Origin of the sequence: Sphingobacterium sp. LZ7M1 (assembly GCF_024296865.1) — a bacterium.
GTDB lineage: Bacteria > Bacteroidota > Bacteroidia > Sphingobacteriales > Sphingobacteriaceae > Sphingobacterium.
This window is the reverse complement of the sequence record NZ_CP101134.1, coordinates 4039206-4057218: the sequence shown is the minus strand read 5'-3', so window position 1 is coordinate 4057218 and position 18013 is coordinate 4039206. Positions and strand designations below refer to the sequence as shown.

Annotated in this window: 13 protein-coding genes; 9 read left to right on the top strand and 4 right to left on the bottom strand. The window is 41.0% G+C overall.

Annotation, left to right across the window (positions count from 1 at the left end; translation table 11 throughout):
* Together NMK93_RS17405 and NMK93_RS17400 are read left to right on the top strand one after the other, a co-directional pair.
* Positions 1-1698, top strand: a complete 1698-nt coding sequence (locus NMK93_RS17405; protein ID WP_254528949.1) for a sodium/solute symporter — start codon at positions 1-3, stop codon at positions 1696-1698.
* Positions 1699-1713: 15 nt separating this feature from the next.
* Complete coding sequence (locus NMK93_RS17400; protein ID WP_254528951.1) at positions 1714-3666, top strand: glycoside hydrolase family 97 protein; 1953 nt, start codon at positions 1714-1716, stop codon at positions 3664-3666.
* A gap of 12 nt (positions 3667-3678) precedes the next feature.
* On the opposite strand, the gene NMK93_RS17395 is transcribed toward NMK93_RS17400, so the two are convergent.
* Positions 3679-4392 carry an NUDIX domain-containing protein gene (locus NMK93_RS17395; RefSeq protein ID WP_185217389.1) on the bottom strand — a complete coding sequence of 238 codons (714 nt, stop codon included), beginning with the start codon at positions 4390-4392 and terminating at the stop codon, positions 3679-3681.
* Between the two features lie 281 nt (positions 4393-4673).
* Between NMK93_RS17395 and NMK93_RS17390 the strand changes: the two genes are divergently transcribed.
* The 6 genes from NMK93_RS17390 (at position 4674) to NMK93_RS17365 (ending at position 14746) form a co-directional block, all read left to right on the top strand.
* Positions 4674-6887: a PQQ-binding-like beta-propeller repeat protein gene (locus NMK93_RS17390; protein ID WP_254528953.1), complete on the top strand. Its 2214-nt coding sequence runs from the start codon at positions 4674-4676 to the stop codon at positions 6885-6887.
* Positions 6884-7324 carry a c-type cytochrome gene (locus NMK93_RS17385; RefSeq protein ID WP_254528955.1) on the top strand — a complete coding sequence of 147 codons (441 nt, stop codon included), beginning with the start codon at positions 6884-6886 and terminating at the stop codon, positions 7322-7324. Before NMK93_RS17390 ends, NMK93_RS17385 begins: the two co-directional genes overlap by 4 nt.
* 328 nt (positions 7325-7652) lie before the next feature.
* The gene (locus tag NMK93_RS17380) at positions 7653-10022 is read left to right on the top strand and encodes a PSD1 and planctomycete cytochrome C domain-containing protein (RefSeq protein WP_254528957.1); all 2370 of its coding nucleotides are present in this window, start codon (positions 7653-7655) and stop codon (positions 10020-10022) included.
* Between the two features lie 28 nt (positions 10023-10050).
* Complete coding sequence (locus NMK93_RS17375) at positions 10051-11529, top strand: DUF1501 domain-containing protein (RefSeq protein ID WP_185213024.1); 1479 nt, start codon at positions 10051-10053, stop codon at positions 11527-11529.
* 13 nt (positions 11530-11542) lie between these two features.
* On the top strand, positions 11543-13693 hold the full coding sequence (locus NMK93_RS17370; protein WP_254528959.1) for a chitobiase/beta-hexosaminidase C-terminal domain-containing protein: 2151 nt from the start codon (positions 11543-11545) through the stop codon (positions 13691-13693).
* 27 nt (positions 13694-13720) lie between these two features.
* Complete coding sequence (locus NMK93_RS17365) at positions 13721-14746, top strand: hypothetical protein (protein ID WP_254528961.1); 1026 nt, start codon at positions 13721-13723, stop codon at positions 14744-14746.
* 2 nt (positions 14747-14748) lie between these two features.
* Here the strand turns inward: NMK93_RS17365 and NMK93_RS17360 are convergent, their stop codons facing one another.
* The 3 genes from NMK93_RS17360 to NMK93_RS17350 all read right to left on the bottom strand — a co-directional run bounded on the left by NMK93_RS17360 (position 14749) and on the right by NMK93_RS17350 (position 17216).
* Entirely contained in the window at positions 14749-15051 is a 303-nt protein-coding gene (locus NMK93_RS17360) for a hypothetical protein (protein WP_254528963.1), read from the bottom strand.
* Positions 15052-15305: 254 nt separating this feature from the next.
* Entirely contained in the window at positions 15306-16574 is a 1269-nt protein-coding gene (locus tag NMK93_RS17355; protein WP_254528965.1) for a hypothetical protein, read from the bottom strand.
* Between the two features lie 18 nt (positions 16575-16592).
* Positions 16593-17216 carry a Crp/Fnr family transcriptional regulator gene (locus NMK93_RS17350; RefSeq protein WP_254528967.1) on the bottom strand — a complete coding sequence of 208 codons (624 nt, stop codon included), beginning with the start codon at positions 17214-17216 and terminating at the stop codon, positions 16593-16595.
* A 272-nt stretch (positions 17217-17488) separates the two neighbouring features.
* On the opposite strand from NMK93_RS17350, the gene NMK93_RS17345 reads away from it, so the two are divergent.
* Positions 17489-17977: a c-type cytochrome gene (locus tag NMK93_RS17345; protein WP_185213018.1), complete on the top strand. Its 489-nt coding sequence runs from the start codon at positions 17489-17491 to the stop codon at positions 17975-17977.
* The last annotated feature ends 36 nt before the right edge of the window (positions 17978-18013 follow it).

The window sequence follows — 18013 nt, the reverse complement described above, 5'->3', positions numbered from 1 at the left end:
ATGGAAAAATTCGCAACAATTGACTACGTCATATTCTTGATTTACTTTATCGTAGTCTCAGGTTATGGATATTGGATTTATAGAAGGCAGAAATCTGCAAGTGAGAGCAGTAAGGATTATTTCTTGGCAGAAGGATCCTTGACCTGGTGGGCGATTGGAGCCAGCTTGATTGCCTCCAACATCTCTGCTGAGCAATTTATTGGAATGAGTGGTAACGGCTTTACTGTAGGTATCGCTGTTGCCGCTTATGAATGGATTGCGGCCATAGCTCTGATTATCGTTGCGGTTTGGTTTATTCCCGTCTATCTCAAGAACAAAATATTTACCATGCCTCAGTTCCTGAAGCAGCGGTATAACGAAACAACGGCCCTTATTATGGCCATTTTTTGGTTGTTCCTTTATGTATTTGTCAATCTGACCTCCATTCTATACTTAGGGGCATTGGCCATCAGTAATTTAGGCGGTGGTGAGAACTTCCATATTATCATGCTCGCCCTCGCGGTTTTCTCCGTGATTATTACCCTTGGGGGAATGAAGGTTATTGGATTTACGGATGTAATACAAGTTGTGGTTTTGATTATTGGAGGTTTGGCAACCACTTATGTGGCATTGACACTCGTTTCTGATCATTTCGGATTAGGGAAAGATGCGCTGGCAGGCTTTAAACAATTGATGGTGGATTCTCCCAAGCATTTTAACCTGATAGTGGATAAACCTACAGAACAGAGTACGCAGGAAGAGATCAATAAATACCTCATGCTTCCCGGTATAGGGATGTATCTTGCGGGAATCTGGATTGTCAATTTAAATTATTGGGGGTGTAACCAATATATCACCCAGCGTGCTTTAGGAGCCGATTTGAAGACAGCTAGGACAGGTATCCTATTTGCCGGATTCTTAAAGTTATTGATGCCTATCATCGTCATGCTTCCAGGGATCGCTGCTTATGTACTCTATAAAAACGGTGCATTGCAAGAAGAAATGGCTCCAGGAGGAAATTTCAATCCTGATAATGCCTACTCAGCAATCTTAGGATTCCTTCCAAACGGCATGAAAGGGTTTTCCTTAGCTGCCCTCACTGCAGCCATAGTAGCTTCTTTAGCAGGAAAGGCAAATAGTATAGCGACCATCTTTACCATGGATATTTACAATAAATACATGGATAAGAATGCCTCGGAGAAGAAATTGATTCGAGTGGGTAAGATTACCATTGTGCTGTCCATCATAGTTTCATTGTTATTTACCTGGGATGATCTATTGGGAATTGGCGGAGCCGGTGGTTTTACCTTTATCCAGAAATATACCGGTTTTATCTCTCCAGGAGTGTTTGCCATGTTCTTATTGGGCATGTTCTGGAAGAGAACAACAGGGGCTGCAGCCATTGCAGGTTTGATTACCGGATTTGTGCTGTCGGTCGTTTTCAATAACTATGCACCGGCATGGTTCGGCCATGAAACCTTCCTTTATACTGCATATCCTAACGCACAAGGCAACTATGAAATCCCATTCCAGATCTGTATGGGCCTTGCATTTTTGTTTACCATGATCGTGATGGTTTCCATCAGTTTATTGGGACCTAAAATTAATCCTAAAGGCTTAGAATTGGACAGAAGAATGTTCAAGCTGGAGCCTTCAGTAACAGTTATGGTGGTTATTACGATTCTCCTTGTAGGAGCATTGTATGTTAAGTTTTGGTAATAAATTAATAGAATCATGATCTTGACCTTATTCTCAAATTCCAAATTCTGCATGCAGGGATTCTTTCTGCTCATCGTTGCATTAAGTATTGGCCAAGCACATGCACAGCTCGAAAGCCCAAATGGAAAGATCAAGGTCGATGTACAATTGAATGAAATGGGAGAACCTTCCTATGCAGTTAAATTTGAAGATGTGGTGGTTCTGGAAAGTTCGAAATTGGGATTGATGGTAGGCGATGAATCATTTTCTTCTGGTTTATCCCTGGTCAATAGATCCAAAGTAAATACAGTTAATAAATCTTATGAGAGCTTAAATGCCAAAAGAAGAATTAATAAGTATCAAGCAAATGAGCAATTGTTCAGTTATATTAATAAACAAAAACATAAGTTCAATATCCGTTTTCAAGTTTCCAATGATGGTGTGGTATTTCGTTACGAAATCCCCCAGATAGATCATGAAAAAAGGTTGCTGAAATCAGAAACAAGTTCCTTTAAGTTTCCAAAGACTACCATTGCATGGTTACAGCCCATGGCCATTGCAAAGTCTGGATGGGAACAGACAAATCCCTCTTATGAGGAACATTATTATCAGGAAATTAAAGTCGGTACAGTTGAGTCAACCCGTACAGGTTGGGTTTATCCAGCATTATTTAAAGTTGGAGAAACCTATGCCCTAATCTCCGAATCTGGCTTGGAGGCAAATCATGCTGCCAGCAGGTTGGATACCGAATCTGAAAATGCAGAATACAAGATAGCCTATGCAGGGATTAAGGAAACTATCATGAATAAAGAATTGGAAACTGTAGTGGAGGGTGATTTCCAGAGTCCTTGGCGTGTAATCGCTATAGGAACTTTAGGTACCCTAGTAGAATCAACCTTGGGCCTGGATATCCTTGATCCAGCCATACAGATAGACCAGAGCTTTATAAAGCCTGGAAAGGCTTCTTGGAGTTGGATCAATAGCAAAGACGAGTACATCATATTTGATGAGCAGAAGAAATATATAGATTTTGCTGCCGACATGAATTGGCAATATTGTTTGATCGATGTAAACTGGGATAGGAATATAGGTTATGAAAAGATCCAAGAGTTAGCCGATTATGCGAAAGAGAAGAAAGTGAGTTTGATCCTATGGTATAATTCTGCAGGAGATTGGAATACCGTCGGCTATACCCCTAAAAACAAGCTGTTAACCTCGGAATCGCGTAGAAAGGAATTTGCCAAACTTCATGAAATGGGGATCAAAGGTGTGAAAATTGATTTTTTTGGGGGCGATGGTAAGTCCGTGATTGCATACTACCATGAAATCCTTCGTGATGCCGCAGACTATAAACTTCTAGTGAATTTCCATGGTGCTACTTTGCCACGAGGATGGTCAAAAATGTATCCCCATCTGATGACAGTTGAGGCTGTGCGGGGATTTGAGACCGTAACATTTACCCAGGAAGATGCCGATAGACAAGCCGAGATTTGTGCCACATTGCCGTTTACCAGAAATGTATTCGATCCAATGGATTATACCCCTATGAACCTCTTTAAGGTGAATGCTAATGTCAAGAGAAAAACTACCTCAGCTTTCGAACTGGCAACCTCTATTTTATTTTTGTCCGGAATCCAGCATTATGCGGAATCTCCCGAAGGTATGGCTCATGTACCAGAATATATTAAGCAGTTCCTACGTGATCTGCCTTCAAATTGGGACGATGTCAAATTTATCCAGGGTTATCCTGGCAAAGAAGTCGTGATTGCTAGGAAGTCTGGAAATAAGTGGTATATGGCCGGAATAAACGGTGAAAACATGGAGAAAAAAATGACTATAAACCTTTCTGGATTGGCAACAAAGGGGATGGTAAAACTTATAACGGATGGCAATAACATTGCCGAATTTAGCACACAAGAGTTTGATGTAAAAGATCAAAAATCCATAACGGTCAGGCCTAATGGAGGGTTTGTGATGATATTAGATTAAACGATATCAGCACTATATCCCCATATCTTGCGCCGACCAGCTTGGCAGGTACCGCAAGAAGGACATGATCTGATCCTTATAGATATCCTTATTCAACACATAATAAAAGGCCCCTTTTTTAGAATTCTCCTTGTCCTTTTCATTTAATTTAATCAACAGGTTTGATGAAAGTAACTTTCTGTTGAAATTCCTTTTATCGATCACGATATCATAAACAGCCTCATAAAGGCTGGATATCTGTGGTAAGGTGAATTTTTCAGGTAAAAGTTCAAACAGGATAGGGTATAGGGCTGCCTTGCTCCGCAACAACCTTTTTGCAGTATTGATCATTTCCACATGGTCAAAGATCAGGGTTGGATAATCGTCGATAGGGAACCATTTCGCTTTGAATTCTTCAGAAAGGATATGTTGGTATTCCTTGCTATCTATTAATGCAAAGTAGGTAATACTCACCACACGGCCATGTTTTTCTCGATTGGGTTTTCCAAAAACGGCAGATTGTTCCATATATACATCTTCCAATCCCGTCAACTTGTACAAAATCCTTGATGCAGCCTCATCAGGACTCTCATCAGGCTGTACAAATCCACCCATTAAACTCCAATTGTTGATTTCAGGTTCAAAGCCTCTCTTGATCAATAGGATTTGTAAAGATTCACCATCAAACCCAAAAATGATACAATCTACTGCCAGGAGCGTGCTTGGTTCATCCTTATAAAATTCCATATACTTTTTTTCCACTAATCTAAATTTGGCATTTTCGTCTTGTGAACCAAATTGCTGTATAGCCAAAATACAAAATTTAATTAAAATTATTAAAATTCAATTGATGTGGTATTTTCTTGCTTATGTTTAAAACTTTCCTGTTTGCTCAAAATACGCCCTTTCTGCACCTCAATTATTAAAATCCTGTTATAATTGGTTAAATAAAGGTCAACGACTTTCTTTTCTGTTTTCCTTTAAATTATTTATTAAATTAGGGTAACCTAAATCTCGCGTTAATAACCATGAATGTTAGACCTAATGATCTTCCTTTTACAAAGATGATTTTCTGTTTAGTTGCAGCCTTCATCCTCGTACTATTTTCTTGCTGTAAGGATGCCGGTAACTCCTCCAAACCATACAAAGCTTGGGAAGTAACAGGTGGCTCAAAGGAAAACATTAAATACGCCGATCTAAATCAAATCGATACCCAAAATGTGAAGGATTTAGAGGTCGCATGGATCTATCATTCTGAAGGCGCTGACAGCCTTAAATTCAGTCCTATCGAAACGAATCCGATTATCGTCGATAATGTGCTATATGGTGTCTCTCCAAAGATGAAACTATTTGCCCTTGAGGCTGGAACAGGTAAGCAAATCTGGGTTTTTGACCCACGGGACTCATTGATAACAGGAAAATGGGTCCGTAATAGCGAGAATATGAATCGAGGGGTAACCTATTGGTCAAGTGCAACAGACAAAAGAATTATCTATACCGTAGGGCCATTTGTCTATGCTGTAGATGCACTTTCAGGATCATTAATAAAATCCTTTGGCGATCAAGGTGGAATCGACCTGAGGAAAGGATTAGGGCGCGATGAAAAGAAATCCAATATGACTCCCACCTCCCCGGTTATCGTCTATAAAGACCTCTTTATCGTCAGTGGACAAGTTGATGAGGAAACACCTGGCCATATACGTGCTTTTGATGTCAAAACAGGAGAACAGAAATGGATTTTCCATACCATTCCCCATCCCGGAGAATTTGGATTTGATACTTGGGAAGACAGTACGGCCTATAAAACTAAAGGATCAGCAAATGCTTGGTCTGGCTTTAGTTTGGATGAAAAACGAGGCTTGGTTTTCGCGGGAATAGGAAATCCAACCAATGATTTCTATGGGGGCAAACGTTTGGGAGATGGCTTGTTTGGAAACTGTATTTTGGCTTTAGATGCCGAAACCGGAAAAAGGAAATGGCATTTCCAGACCGTGCACCATGATGTATGGGACATGGACCCTTCAAGTGCCCCGATTTTGGTCACCCTAAATAAAGGGGGGCAAAAAATCGATGCTCTTGTTCAAACCACTAAAACAGGGTTGGTTTTTATTCTCGACCGTGAAACGGGTACCCCAATTTATCCCATAGAAGAGCGCCCTGTACCAACTTTAGGTGCTGTTGAAGGTGAGGTGCTTTCCCCAACTCAACCTTTCCCTGTAAAACCAGCCCCGTTTGCTAGGCAAGGGATGACAGAAAAGGATCTCAACTCCTTGGTTTCAGCAGACTCTTACGAGGATATTAAGAAAAGATATGCACAATATAATTCTCATGGTATCTACACACCACCATCCATCAATGGAACGGTGATCTTCCCCGGTTACGACGGTGGTGGAGAGTGGGGCGGACCTTCTTTCGATCCTGAAACAGGTATTCTCTATGTCAATTCAAATGAAATGACCTGGGTGCTGAATCTTGTTAAATTGGAAAAGACCTCAAATACCCAAAAAACTAACCTTGAAGCGGGTGCTATCCTCTACAAAAAACATTGCATGTCCTGTCATGGACCGGAAAGATTAGGTGGAGGAGATTACCCATCACTGATTGCTGTCAATAAAAAATATAACCTCATCAAGTTTAATGAGCTGCTGTCAACAGGCAGACGAATGATGCCTCCTTTTAATCATATGAGCTTGGCAGAAAAAAATGCAATCGCATCCCTAGTCCTAGAAATGGATGGTAAAAAAGAGGAATTATATGCAGGCAAACCTGAAACGCTCGCCACTTCTTCCAACGAGGATAATGATAGTCCAGATTATTCCTTTACTGGTTACAATAAGTTTCTGACCAAAGAAGGATACCCAGCTGTCAATCCACCTTGGGGAACCCTTAATGCCATCGATCTGAATACAGGCGAGTATGTCTGGAAAATCCCGTTCGGAGAGTTTGAAGAATTGAAGAAAAAAGGAATTCCAACAACAGGTAGAGAAAACTATGGCGGCTCTGTCATTACCTCAGGAGGACTGTTGTTTATTGCAGCAAGTTCCGATGGGAAGTTCAGGGCAATCAATAAAGCAAACGGCAAAATTCTATTCGAAACAGAGCTGCCTGCACCTGGCGTTGCTACCCCTGCAACCTATGTGGTCAATGGAAAGCAATTTGTTGTGATAGCCTGCGGGGGTTCAAAATGGGGAGGAAAAAAAGGAGATGCTTACGTAGCCTTTGCTTTACCTGATAAAAAATGAACGGTTCAATAAAAAATATCATCAATGTTCTGGTCTTTTCGATCCTTTGCTGTTCTTGTCAGGAAAGGATCGAAAAGAATAAGCGGGAAAAGCTTGTTGATTCTACCAATTTGCGTGCGCAATACATTCGTGCCATTGCTGGGGAAGATGAGAGGGTAGATTCTACCACTGTACAAAAAGGGGAGGTGTTGCTGTCCTATTCAGATTGTTATACCTGCCATAAGGAAAATAAAAAAGTGTTGGGGCCATCTTTTCAGGATATTAACCTTCGTTATCCTCGGCAACAGGTTTTTATTAAGATCTTGGCCCAACGGATTATACATGGAGGCTCAGGTGCTTGGGGACATGTAGCGATGAAAGCACATCCTAAATTATCCGTTCCAGATGCTGAAGCTATGGTTACTTATATACTTTCGGCACCATCAAGCAGAAAATAGCTATCTCCAAGCTTTCTGCTTGTAACGTAATAATTACCTAGATTTTTTCCTTCAATCCATTTTAACTTTCCTTTTATTAAAAATTAATACTAACTTAAATCCAATAACCAGTTGATTCTGAGTATGTGGAAATCATTCATGTCGCTCAGAAGAGACTTAAACCTTATACTACACCCTCAACGGGAGCTTTGGCTCCAAAACAAAAGCTATCATCATATGCAATCATTTGATTGTGTTTGATTCGGACAATAGAACATCTTTTTCCATAATGAAGTGGAATAGAGAATGGGCTAATGGTTTTTGGTAATAATTTGACTTAACATAAATTATGATGTGTAGAAAAAATCCTGTTTCAAAGAAATCACTTAGCATTGCCGCTGTTTTTTCAGTGTTTGGATTGCTGATCTTTCTCTTGCCCATGTGCCGTCCAGGTACTGGATCAGGAAGTTCAGATGCCGGAAACTTTGTCCTGCCAAAATATGTTGACTACAACTATGATATAAAACCGATCCTTTCTGATAAATGCTTTGCTTGCCACGGTCCGGACAATAATACCCGAGAAGCTGGCTTAAGATTGGACACCGAAGAAGGGGCCTACAAAGCTTTGGCTGAAAGTCCTGATAAGCATGCTGTGGTTCCCGGTAAACCCCATATCAGTGAAGCTTTTCTGCGTATCACATCGGATGACGAGTCCATAAAGATGCCACCTACTGCTTCAAATCTGCCCTTGAGCAATTTTGAAATTGACCTTATCGAACGTTGGATTGAACAAGGAGCAGTTTATAAACCGCATTGGGCTTTTACGGCACCTAAAAAACCTGAAGTGCCCCAACAGGAAAAAATTAAATGGGGGAATAATGAGATCGATAATTTTGTTCTTGACAAAATGTCCAAAGCTGGGTTCAAACCTAATCCTGAAGCCGATAAAAATAGGCTCCTGCGCAGGGTAAGCCTGGATTTAACAGGATTGCCGCCTGATGAGAAAGTCATGGAACGTTTCTTAAATGACGATTCACCCCAAGCCTATGAAAAATTAGTGGACGAACTCATGGCAAGTCCCGCATTTGGTGAACAAATGGCCTTGCACTGGATGGATGTCGCTCGTTACGCTGACTCCTATGGCTACCAAGATGATGATATCAGGACACAATGGCCTTGGCGGGATTGGGTTATCCATGCTTTTAATGAAAACATGCCCTACAATCAGTTTGTCACTTGGCAATTGGCTGGAGATTTACTCCCCAATCCTAATAAAGAGCAGATTTTAGCGACAGCTTTCAATAGAAACCATAAAATCACGGAAGAAGGTGGAGTGGTGGAAGAGGAATATCGCGTTGCCTATGGACTGGATAAAACCAATACCTATGCTAAAGGTATTTTAGGAATTACCATGGAGTGTGCACAATGCCACGACCATAAGTATGACCCTTTTACCCAAAAGAACTATTATGGCATGTACGCCTTCTTCAATAATTCTTTGGAAAAAGGTTTAGAAGGATTAGTGAATTCAGGACCATCAAAAACTCCAAGGCTGACCGTAACCCAAGAAGATATCAAGGGAATCCTGAGTTTCATCAATCAAAATGCTGATGATGGAGAGGTCACGGTATCGGTCATGGGCGAAAGGGATAGCATCCGACCTACCTTTATTCTGGATAGAGGGGTTTATGATGCCCCGACTGTACGTGTCTATCCGCAGACGCCTGAAGCTGTTTTGCCTTTTGATAGCACCAAGTACGCATCCAATAGATTGGGATTGGCCCAATGGACCTTCAGTGATAAAAATCCATTGACCTCTAGGGTGTTTGTAAACCAAATGTGGGCACTCATTTTCGGACGTGGCCTGGTCGCTTCCGTTGCTGATTTTGGCAATCAAGGTGACCTTCCTAGTCACCCTGAACTTCTGGACTGGTTGGCAGTTGACTTCCAGCAAAATGGATGGAACATCAAACGGCTTATCAAGCAACTGGTCAGTACGGCCACCTATAAGCAGTCTTCTGTCATAGAACAAAAACACTTAGAAAAAGATCCTGATAATATCTTCCTGGCTCGGGCGAAAAGGTTGCGATTGCCGGCGCAGATGATTCGGGATCAAGTCTTGGCGACCAGCGGATTATTGAACCGGAAAATAGGTGGGCCCAGTATCAAACCTTATCAACCCGAAGGAATTTGGGAAGTCAGTAGTTCGGGGCGGGGAGCTTTGGCGCAATATGTACAGGATCACGGTCAGGACTTATACCGTCGAGGAATGTATGTCTTCTTTAAATTGACGCTGCCGCCTCCCAATATGTTGATTTTTGATGCCAGTAACCGAGATGCCTGTGAAGTCCAAAGACAAAGGACCAATACACCATTGCAAGCCTTGGTCATGATGAACGATCCGGCTATACTGGAGGCGTCTAGGATCTACTCGACAAACCTGATGGCCGATCAGCCAAATCTTAAACAGAATGACTATATCAATAAAGTTTTTAAACGGGTACTCTGTCGAGAACCCACGGATAAAGAATTGGAGTTGTTAGGTTCCTATTATCAAGATGAACTTACTCGGTTTACTCAAAACAAAAAAGATGCTGCCTCCTTCTTAAATGTGGGTGAGGCACCGCAGGACAGCTCTCTTCCAAAAGAGAAATTAGCCGCATTGATGTCGGTGGTGCATGCGATTTATAATCTGGAAGAAACACTGAATAAAGGATAGGGTCTAGGGAAATACAATATGGATAATCATGAGAAAAAAGATAGATAATAACTTAGATAAAGAAGTAAAAGAAGCTCAGCTGTTCCAAAACCGCAGGCAATTTTTATCTAGTTTAAGCATAGGGATTGGAAGTATAGCCTTAGGGTCTTTATTGATTCCAGACTTGTTTTCGGGCAAACCTGGTAGCCAAGAAGCCTTTGAAAGAGCTTTGCCTCATTTTGCTCCTAAAGCAAAACGGGTCATTTACCTTTTCCAATCTGGTGGCGTATCCCAATTGGAATCCTTCGACCATAAACCAAAGCTTAGGGAGATGATCGGTCAAGACTTGCCAGAATCAATCCGTGGCGGACAAAGATTGACCGGTATGACAGCAGGTCAAGCTACTTTTCCACTGGTGGGTTCATATTTTGATTTTGCTCAATATGGACAAAGTCGAGCTTGGGTAAGCAGTTTATTTCCGCACATGGCAAAGATCGTGGATGATCTATGTATCATCAAATCTATGCATACAGATGCCATTAACCATGATCCCGCCATCACTTTCTTCCAAACGGGATCTCAACAGGGTAGCCGTGCGAGTATGGGTGCTTGGTTGAGTTATGGACTAGGAAGTGAAAACCAAAATTTACCGGGCTTCTGCGTCCTAGTTTCTAAGGGAAAAGGAAATGGTCAAGGAGTCTATTCTAAACTTTGGACCAACGGATTCCTGGATTCTGTCCATCAAGGGGTGCAATTTATGGGTGGTCCTGATCCGGTTCTCTATCTTAATAACCCTGAAGGAACCGATAAGATGAGCCGTAGGAAACTTTTGGATAAGCTCGCCGAATTGAACAGCATGCAATTTGAAACGTTCAAGGATCCCGAGATTACGGCAAAAGTCCAACAATATGAAATGGCATATAGAATGCAGACCTCCGTACCGGAAGTAACTGACCTGTCCAAAGAACCTGACCATATCATAAAAATGTATGGTCCTGAGTGCTTGGTCCCTGGTACCTATGCGGCAAATTGTCTGCTTGCCAGAAAACTTTCAGAAAATGGAGTGCGTTTCGTGCAACTCTACCATCAAGGCTGGGACCAACATGGTGGTCTCCCAAATGAAATGGCCATGCAAGCAAAAGATGTGGATCAGGCTTCCGCAGCATTGGTTTCCGATCTTAAACAAAGAGGTCTGTTGGATGAAACCCTAGTGATATGGGGCGGAGAATTTGGTAGAACAAACTATTGCCAAGGTGGACTGACCGTGGATAATTATGGCCGTGACCATCACCCGCGCTGCTTCAGCGTTTGGATGGCAGGTGGCGGTATCAAACCGGGCATGGTCTATGGCGAGACGGATGAACTGGGCTATAATATTGTCAAAAACCCTGTTCATGTACATGATTTCCATGCTACCATTCTGCATACACTGGGTTTAGATCATGAAAAACTAACCTATAAGCATTTGGGAAGGAGATACCGATTGACCGATGTCGCAGGTAATGTAGTCAAAGATATTTTAGCATAAACAGGGAAGCTAAATGACAATCAAAAATTTGCACTTCAATATATTGATAGGCCTCAACAGCTTTATCATTTTTTTCTTACTGTTTGAAAACAGCATTCAGATCCCCGCTTATTTACAGGTTGTAGGCCGAATGCACCCCTTGTTGCTGCATTTTCCTATTGTGCTCTTGGTCATCTGCTGGATCCTCTATCTTTTTAGGTCTCGCCTTGAAAAAGAAGTACCAACGCTTCAATCTATCCTCAACTCCCTGTTGTTCATCAGTGCCTTACTGACTGCGATCACGGTCATCATGGGGCTGTTACTTTCTAAGGAAGGGGGATTTGAAGGAAGGACCTATGAAATACATAAATATACCGGAGTTGGCCTATCCCTATTGACACTTGCCTTACTGGCTTTTATCCGATTCAACTCCAGTGGCAAATACCAGAAAGTCTTTGCCCTTGGCATGAATATTTCCATCATTCTGTTGCTTCTTGTTGGGCATTTTGGTGCATCCCTTACCCATGGTGAGGATTTTATCATGTCGCCCATCATGGAAAAGAAATCAAAGGAATTGGATGCTGAAACCGCTATTGTTTTTGAAGATGCAGTTATGCCTATCCTTCAGGCAAAATGCGTAGGCTGCCATAATTCAAGTAAACCTAAGGGCGGACTTGTCCTATCTGATAGTACATCAATCTTGAAAGGTGGCGAGAATGGAAAGGTCTTTACTGCGGGTAACGCATTGACCAGTTTAATGATCGAACGTATCCTCCTGGATATTGAACATAAACATAAGATGCCTCCTAAAGGGAAACCTCAATTGAGTATCGATGAGGTATCTCTTTTACGAGCTTGGATACAGAGCGGTGGTAAATTTGATCTTCCGCTTTCTGCCTTCGCCGTTCAGGATACCCTCTTTCAGGCTGTCAAGTCTGTCTATGGTTTTGCTGGAGCAGAAACCTATGATTTCGCTGCAGCAGATGAAGCTGAAGTAAAGAAACTAAACACACCCTACAGGATCATCAACCCCTTGGATGCTGGCTCTCCAGCCTTGGATGTAAACTTTTATGGCAAGGACTTTTTTACGGATAAATCGCTTTCTGAATTATCCTCCATTGCCGAGCAGGTGGTCTCCATAAACTTGAGTTCCATGCCGATTAAAAAGGCCGACATCCAAACACTCAATAAATTTAAGAACCTGAGGATCCTGAACCTGAACAACAGTAAGGTAAGCAACGAAGACCTGGCATTGCTTAAGGATCATGAAAACCTTAAAAGTATCAGCCTCATTGGCACTGGCATTAGCATAGAAGGAATCAAATCTTTGGCAAATCTGCCAAATATGAGGAAAATTTTCGTTTGGAACACTGCATTAAAACCTACGGATCTAGATGCGATAAGAAAGGATTTTCCAACCCTGAAAATAGATGCGGGATCGAAATCTGATGATTCCCAAAAATTGGCCCTGACACCGGTAAGAATAAATCCTAATCGGAGCTTTTTCCAGAAAGAGATGACAGTTTCACTAAGTCATCCTATTACGGGTGTGCAATTGAGATATACCTTGGATGGTACGAATCCGGATTCTTCAACGGCCAAGATCTATAAGGAACCTATCCTGCTGAACAAGGATGCTAATTTACGTGTCAAGGCAGTGAAAGAGGGTTGGTTGCCTAGCAATGAAACCCAGCAACGTTTCTATGCAACTTCGTTTAGTCCTAAGACCATCGTGTTAGAAACTAAACCTAGTCAACAATATAAAGCAAGAAAGGAACAAAGCTTCTTTGATCTGGAAAGTGGAGGCAATAACAATGCAGATGGTAAGTGGTTAGGATTTCAGGGGAATGACCTTTCTACGACGATGAGCTTCGGTGAAGCAATTTCACTCGATACCCTCGCTCTCAGCATTAAACAGTCGTATAATGAACATATCTATCCACCTGAATATATTGAAATCTGGGGTGGAACTGACTCCCTGAACCTCAAACTCTTGAACAAAGTCAAATTGGACCTGGATAAAGTGGATAAAATGCGATATAAACGAATGATTGCCTGTGCAATCCCTAATCAGAAAATCAGTTTTATTCGACTGAAAACAAAGCACTATCCTAAAATTCCACAAGGTTTTCCCGGAGATGGTAACCCACCTTGGTTATTTGTGGATGAAATCATATTAAAATAACTGGTATTTAACCTATAAATCTACATCATGAATAGAAAAGCATTTATCCAAAAATCTACTGTCCTAACAGGGAGTTTGTTGATCATGAAAGACTTGTTTTCCAAACCGAAAAACATCGTTTATGGTCATAATAGCATGAAGTATAGTCTGGATACGGCTTGGGCAACTAAACATAACCCGAAATTAACGGTTAATGATTGCCATGAAATGGTACAGGATAAAAAGGGTAGGATCATCTTGCTGACCAATGAAACAAAGAATAACGTCATTGTCTTCAATAAGGACGGTAAAGTATTGGAAAGTTGGGGAAATGACTTCCCCGGAGGTCATGGCCTGACCTTGCATAATGAAAATGGAACTGATTACCTATATATTACCGATACCGATAAACATCAGGTCTATAAAACCAGCCTTTCAGGAAAGGTCCTCCTGACCATTGATGCTCCTCTAGGAATTGGGCTTTACCATAAAAAAGAGGAATTTGTACCTACGGAAACTGCAATCGATGATAATGGCGACATCTATATTGCCGATGGCTATGGCGCTCAACATATCCTACACTATGACAGTAAAGGTAAATTGATCAATCATTTTGGCGGTCGAGGAGAAGGAGATCAATTTCTTGATAATGCGCATGGAATTGCCTTTGACAAAAGAAAAGGTAAAAAAAGCCTTTTGATTACAGACCGAACGAGGAACTGCTTTAAAAGATTTGATACTGCAGGGAAATTGTTGGAGATTATCCAGCTGCCAGGAGAATGTGTGTGTAGACCTGTGATCAAAGGGAACCATGTTTATGCGGCAGTTTTAAGGTCTCCAAATATGGATGTTGCAGGTTCGGGCTTTGTTACCATCCTGGACAAAAACAATAAGGTGGTCAGCAATATAGGGGGTACAGAACCTGTTTACCAAGATGGAACCTTAAAGACTATGCAGCAACAAGACAAGATATTTGTTCATCCCCACGATGTCTGTGTGGATGATGATGATAATTTATATGTGGCGCAATGGGCATCTGGAAAGGTTTTTCCATATAAGTTAAATAGGGTGTAACCTTATCTTTTCTTGTACATTTCCCTATACTTGATTTTTTCGGATTCTCGCTCGATCAATAGTCGGGCTAGAGTATGTCCGGGGGACCTAATGCCTGCTTCTTCGGCCAATGCCCGTCTAGCTTTTTCTTCGGAGACATCGATTCGATAAAGGATACTGATCACCTTATTGAAATTTGTGGAAACCAGTTCATCTATATGATTGGCTAATTGTTCGAATTGTTCTTTCTCGGTCTTATATTTTGAGACATTTTCCAATTGAAGCTTATCGGCAACCAAAAGCACAGGATAATTCTTGTTTTCCATATCTTTTTCTCATTTCTACTGGTAAATTTAATTTTATTTTATCCATTTCCATTAAGTAAAATGACCTTTTGTAGCTGACTATTTTAGCTCCAAATTCTTTCAAATTCGACCATTTGTTTCGAGTATAGCTTTAGTCTTATTCGAGGCATATTCGGAAAATTCGGAATGTGTCTCGAATGAGAGTAAACTTAGATACGGGGAAACCACTTGATTGGAATAGCTAAAATATTATCCTGAAATAAGTGCTTTTGCTCTTATTCTGATTTCTCCAGTGATTCTCCTTTTGGAGAACCGAAAATCTGCTTATGTATAATCAGGCAGATGCTGATAACTATTATGATTGCTGCAATCCCTAGGGTTTCGTGGGTTCTTTGGAAGCTATGACGCATAAGACCTCCGATTCCTTGGATCATTAGCACAAATTCATTGAGGAATATCCCGAGCAATAAGCCATAGACCCCAATTCCAATACCCTTATTCATTTTTAGAGCCTGACTGTTGAAGGCGTAGCCCAATAAAAATAAGGAAATAATTACTAATAATACCAAATGTAGGTAGGCAATAACGATCGGTCTAAAGCCATAGACCAATTGGCTTAAGGCCGGAATAATGGAGATCGCTTGCAGGATCAATTTGATGCAGACCGCTAAGGCCACACAGGACCATAAGATAAAGACAACTTTACTTAACTGTAATGCATCCGTTTTCTTTTTGGCAGCAAAGAATTTGATAAGGAATTTTGCCCATAGGAAAATTTGTACCAAAACGGTTAGCAGCAATAATCCATAAAGCCAATTAGGGAATCCTTTCCACCAGAGTACAGACAGAAAATAAGCAGGAACAACTGTTGAGATATACAGCCATGAGAACCTCGGGCTAATGATACTCTGGCCAAATTTTTTGAAAATCCAATGGTTCAACAAACCAAAACAGCCAAAGAAAAACCAGCCATTGTATTGGAAATGCAGATAGAAGTAGACAGAGGCCAATTGTTTCAATGGATCCAATTGATGGGTTACCTTCAGGTAAACCAAGGCAAATGTGCCAATCGATGAGAGAACATTATATATTACTGCGGCTTTGATCAAGATCAATATCGCTTTTGGAACAGAGGATTTATTGAGGTCTTTCCAGAGAACGATCGCAAACCAATAGGAGACCAACACGACCAAGGATGAGAATGTAATAGAGAGAAAGGCATAACCCGTAATGGTAAATGAGATCAGCATGCCCAAGGATGCCAGGAAATTGGCTGATAGGATATTCCTATAAATTTTGGGAAAGCTCTTTTCCATGTTATTTCCAGTAACGATCAAGATCAAGAAAATCATGATCGCTTGAGACACCCATCCCGAAAATGCAAAGTGCGAATGTGCATGCATCAGGTTTTTTTGATCCAGGAAGGGTAGGGGAAAGAGAAATTTAAGGCGCATCAATAGACCATAGATTCCCACGATCAGAAAACTGAACATGGTTAGTAGAGTCCAATCTTTTGCAGAATTAAATTTGAGTGTTGCTGACATTCCTTTTTTCTAAGCTAATTAACCTTCGACCTTTCCAGTGCAATAAGTCGGGATAAATACCTTTCCTTTGATAATGGAAAGTTTTTCCTCTTTTTCAAGGTTTTTCATGGCTCGGATTATGGTTTCCACCCTTAACCCGGTCATATTTGCCAATTGTTGCCTGGTCAACATCAATCGATGACATTCCCCACAGATGAGTTTGTTTTCATCGTTTAATTTATTGAGCAGATGAATCAGGATTTCCTCTGGCGAATAGCTGCAGATCATTTTCGTCATGAAGAGCTTGAACCGAAGTTCTCTTGCTATTCGTTGGGTTACCAAGAGCATGATGCTATGGTAATCGCTTAGAATCTCCATAAATGCGCTAGAGGATAACTTTAGCATGGTACATGGTTTGTCTGCGATGGCAGTTGCCACATGGAAACCGTTATCAAGTATGGCAACCTCCCCAAATCCCTCGCCTGCACAGACGACCTTATGCAATACTTCTTTACCGTCGGCAAGGAAGTTGCAAATTCTTACTCGTCCACTGATCACTTGATAATAGAAATTTGAAGGACTATTCTCATGGAATATCACTTCTGCGCTTTCCACTTTTTTAACGGTTGCGCCTTTTTCAATAAGTAACTCGGATGGGATCATATCCTTGTTTGTTTTATGTCTTTCTATTTAAGACAAATCTATCCAGAAAGACTGTTTTCATAGTTGATGGTAGTCACTCAAAATAGTGATTAGAATCAAAATTAGACTTAATTCTCTAATAGTCAATAGGATGCAGGGTTGATTACCATAAATCAATACTGTTAATCAATAAATTATGATTTGCCTCATAAAATTAGCCTCAAGCTTGCCGGTACCTTTGTAATAAACGTAATACACAATCATTGATTGAATTCAAAAAAATCTAAGAAACTATGAAAAAATTAACCGTACTCTTTTTGATGGCCATGTTTATATATGCCTGTTCATCAAACAATAGTGAACAAAAATCAGAGCGTTCCTTCCCAGAGGAAACAGCCGCCGCATCTAGCGATGCTGGTACTGACGCAAGCTCCTATGACCCTAACCGCGGAGAAGGAAAATTTACAACAGTTGACCTAGGCGCCAAGCTGGATGTAGCGATGGCTGAAGCAGGCAAGACCATTGTAGATTTAAAGTGTGCATCATGTCACAAGATGACCGATGAGAAATTGGTTGGACCAGGATGGAAAGGCGTTTCAGAACGTAGAAAACCAGAATGGATCATGAACTTTATTACCAACCCAGATGCGATGTTGGATAAAGACCCTGAGTTGCAAGCGCAATTGGAATTGTGTTTAGTGCGTATGCCTAACCAAAACTTAACAGACGATGATGCCCGCAAAATCTTGGAATTTATGCGTCAAAATGATGGTGTGAAATAATTCGAAAGCAAGTTATTATATCTAAATCATACTATA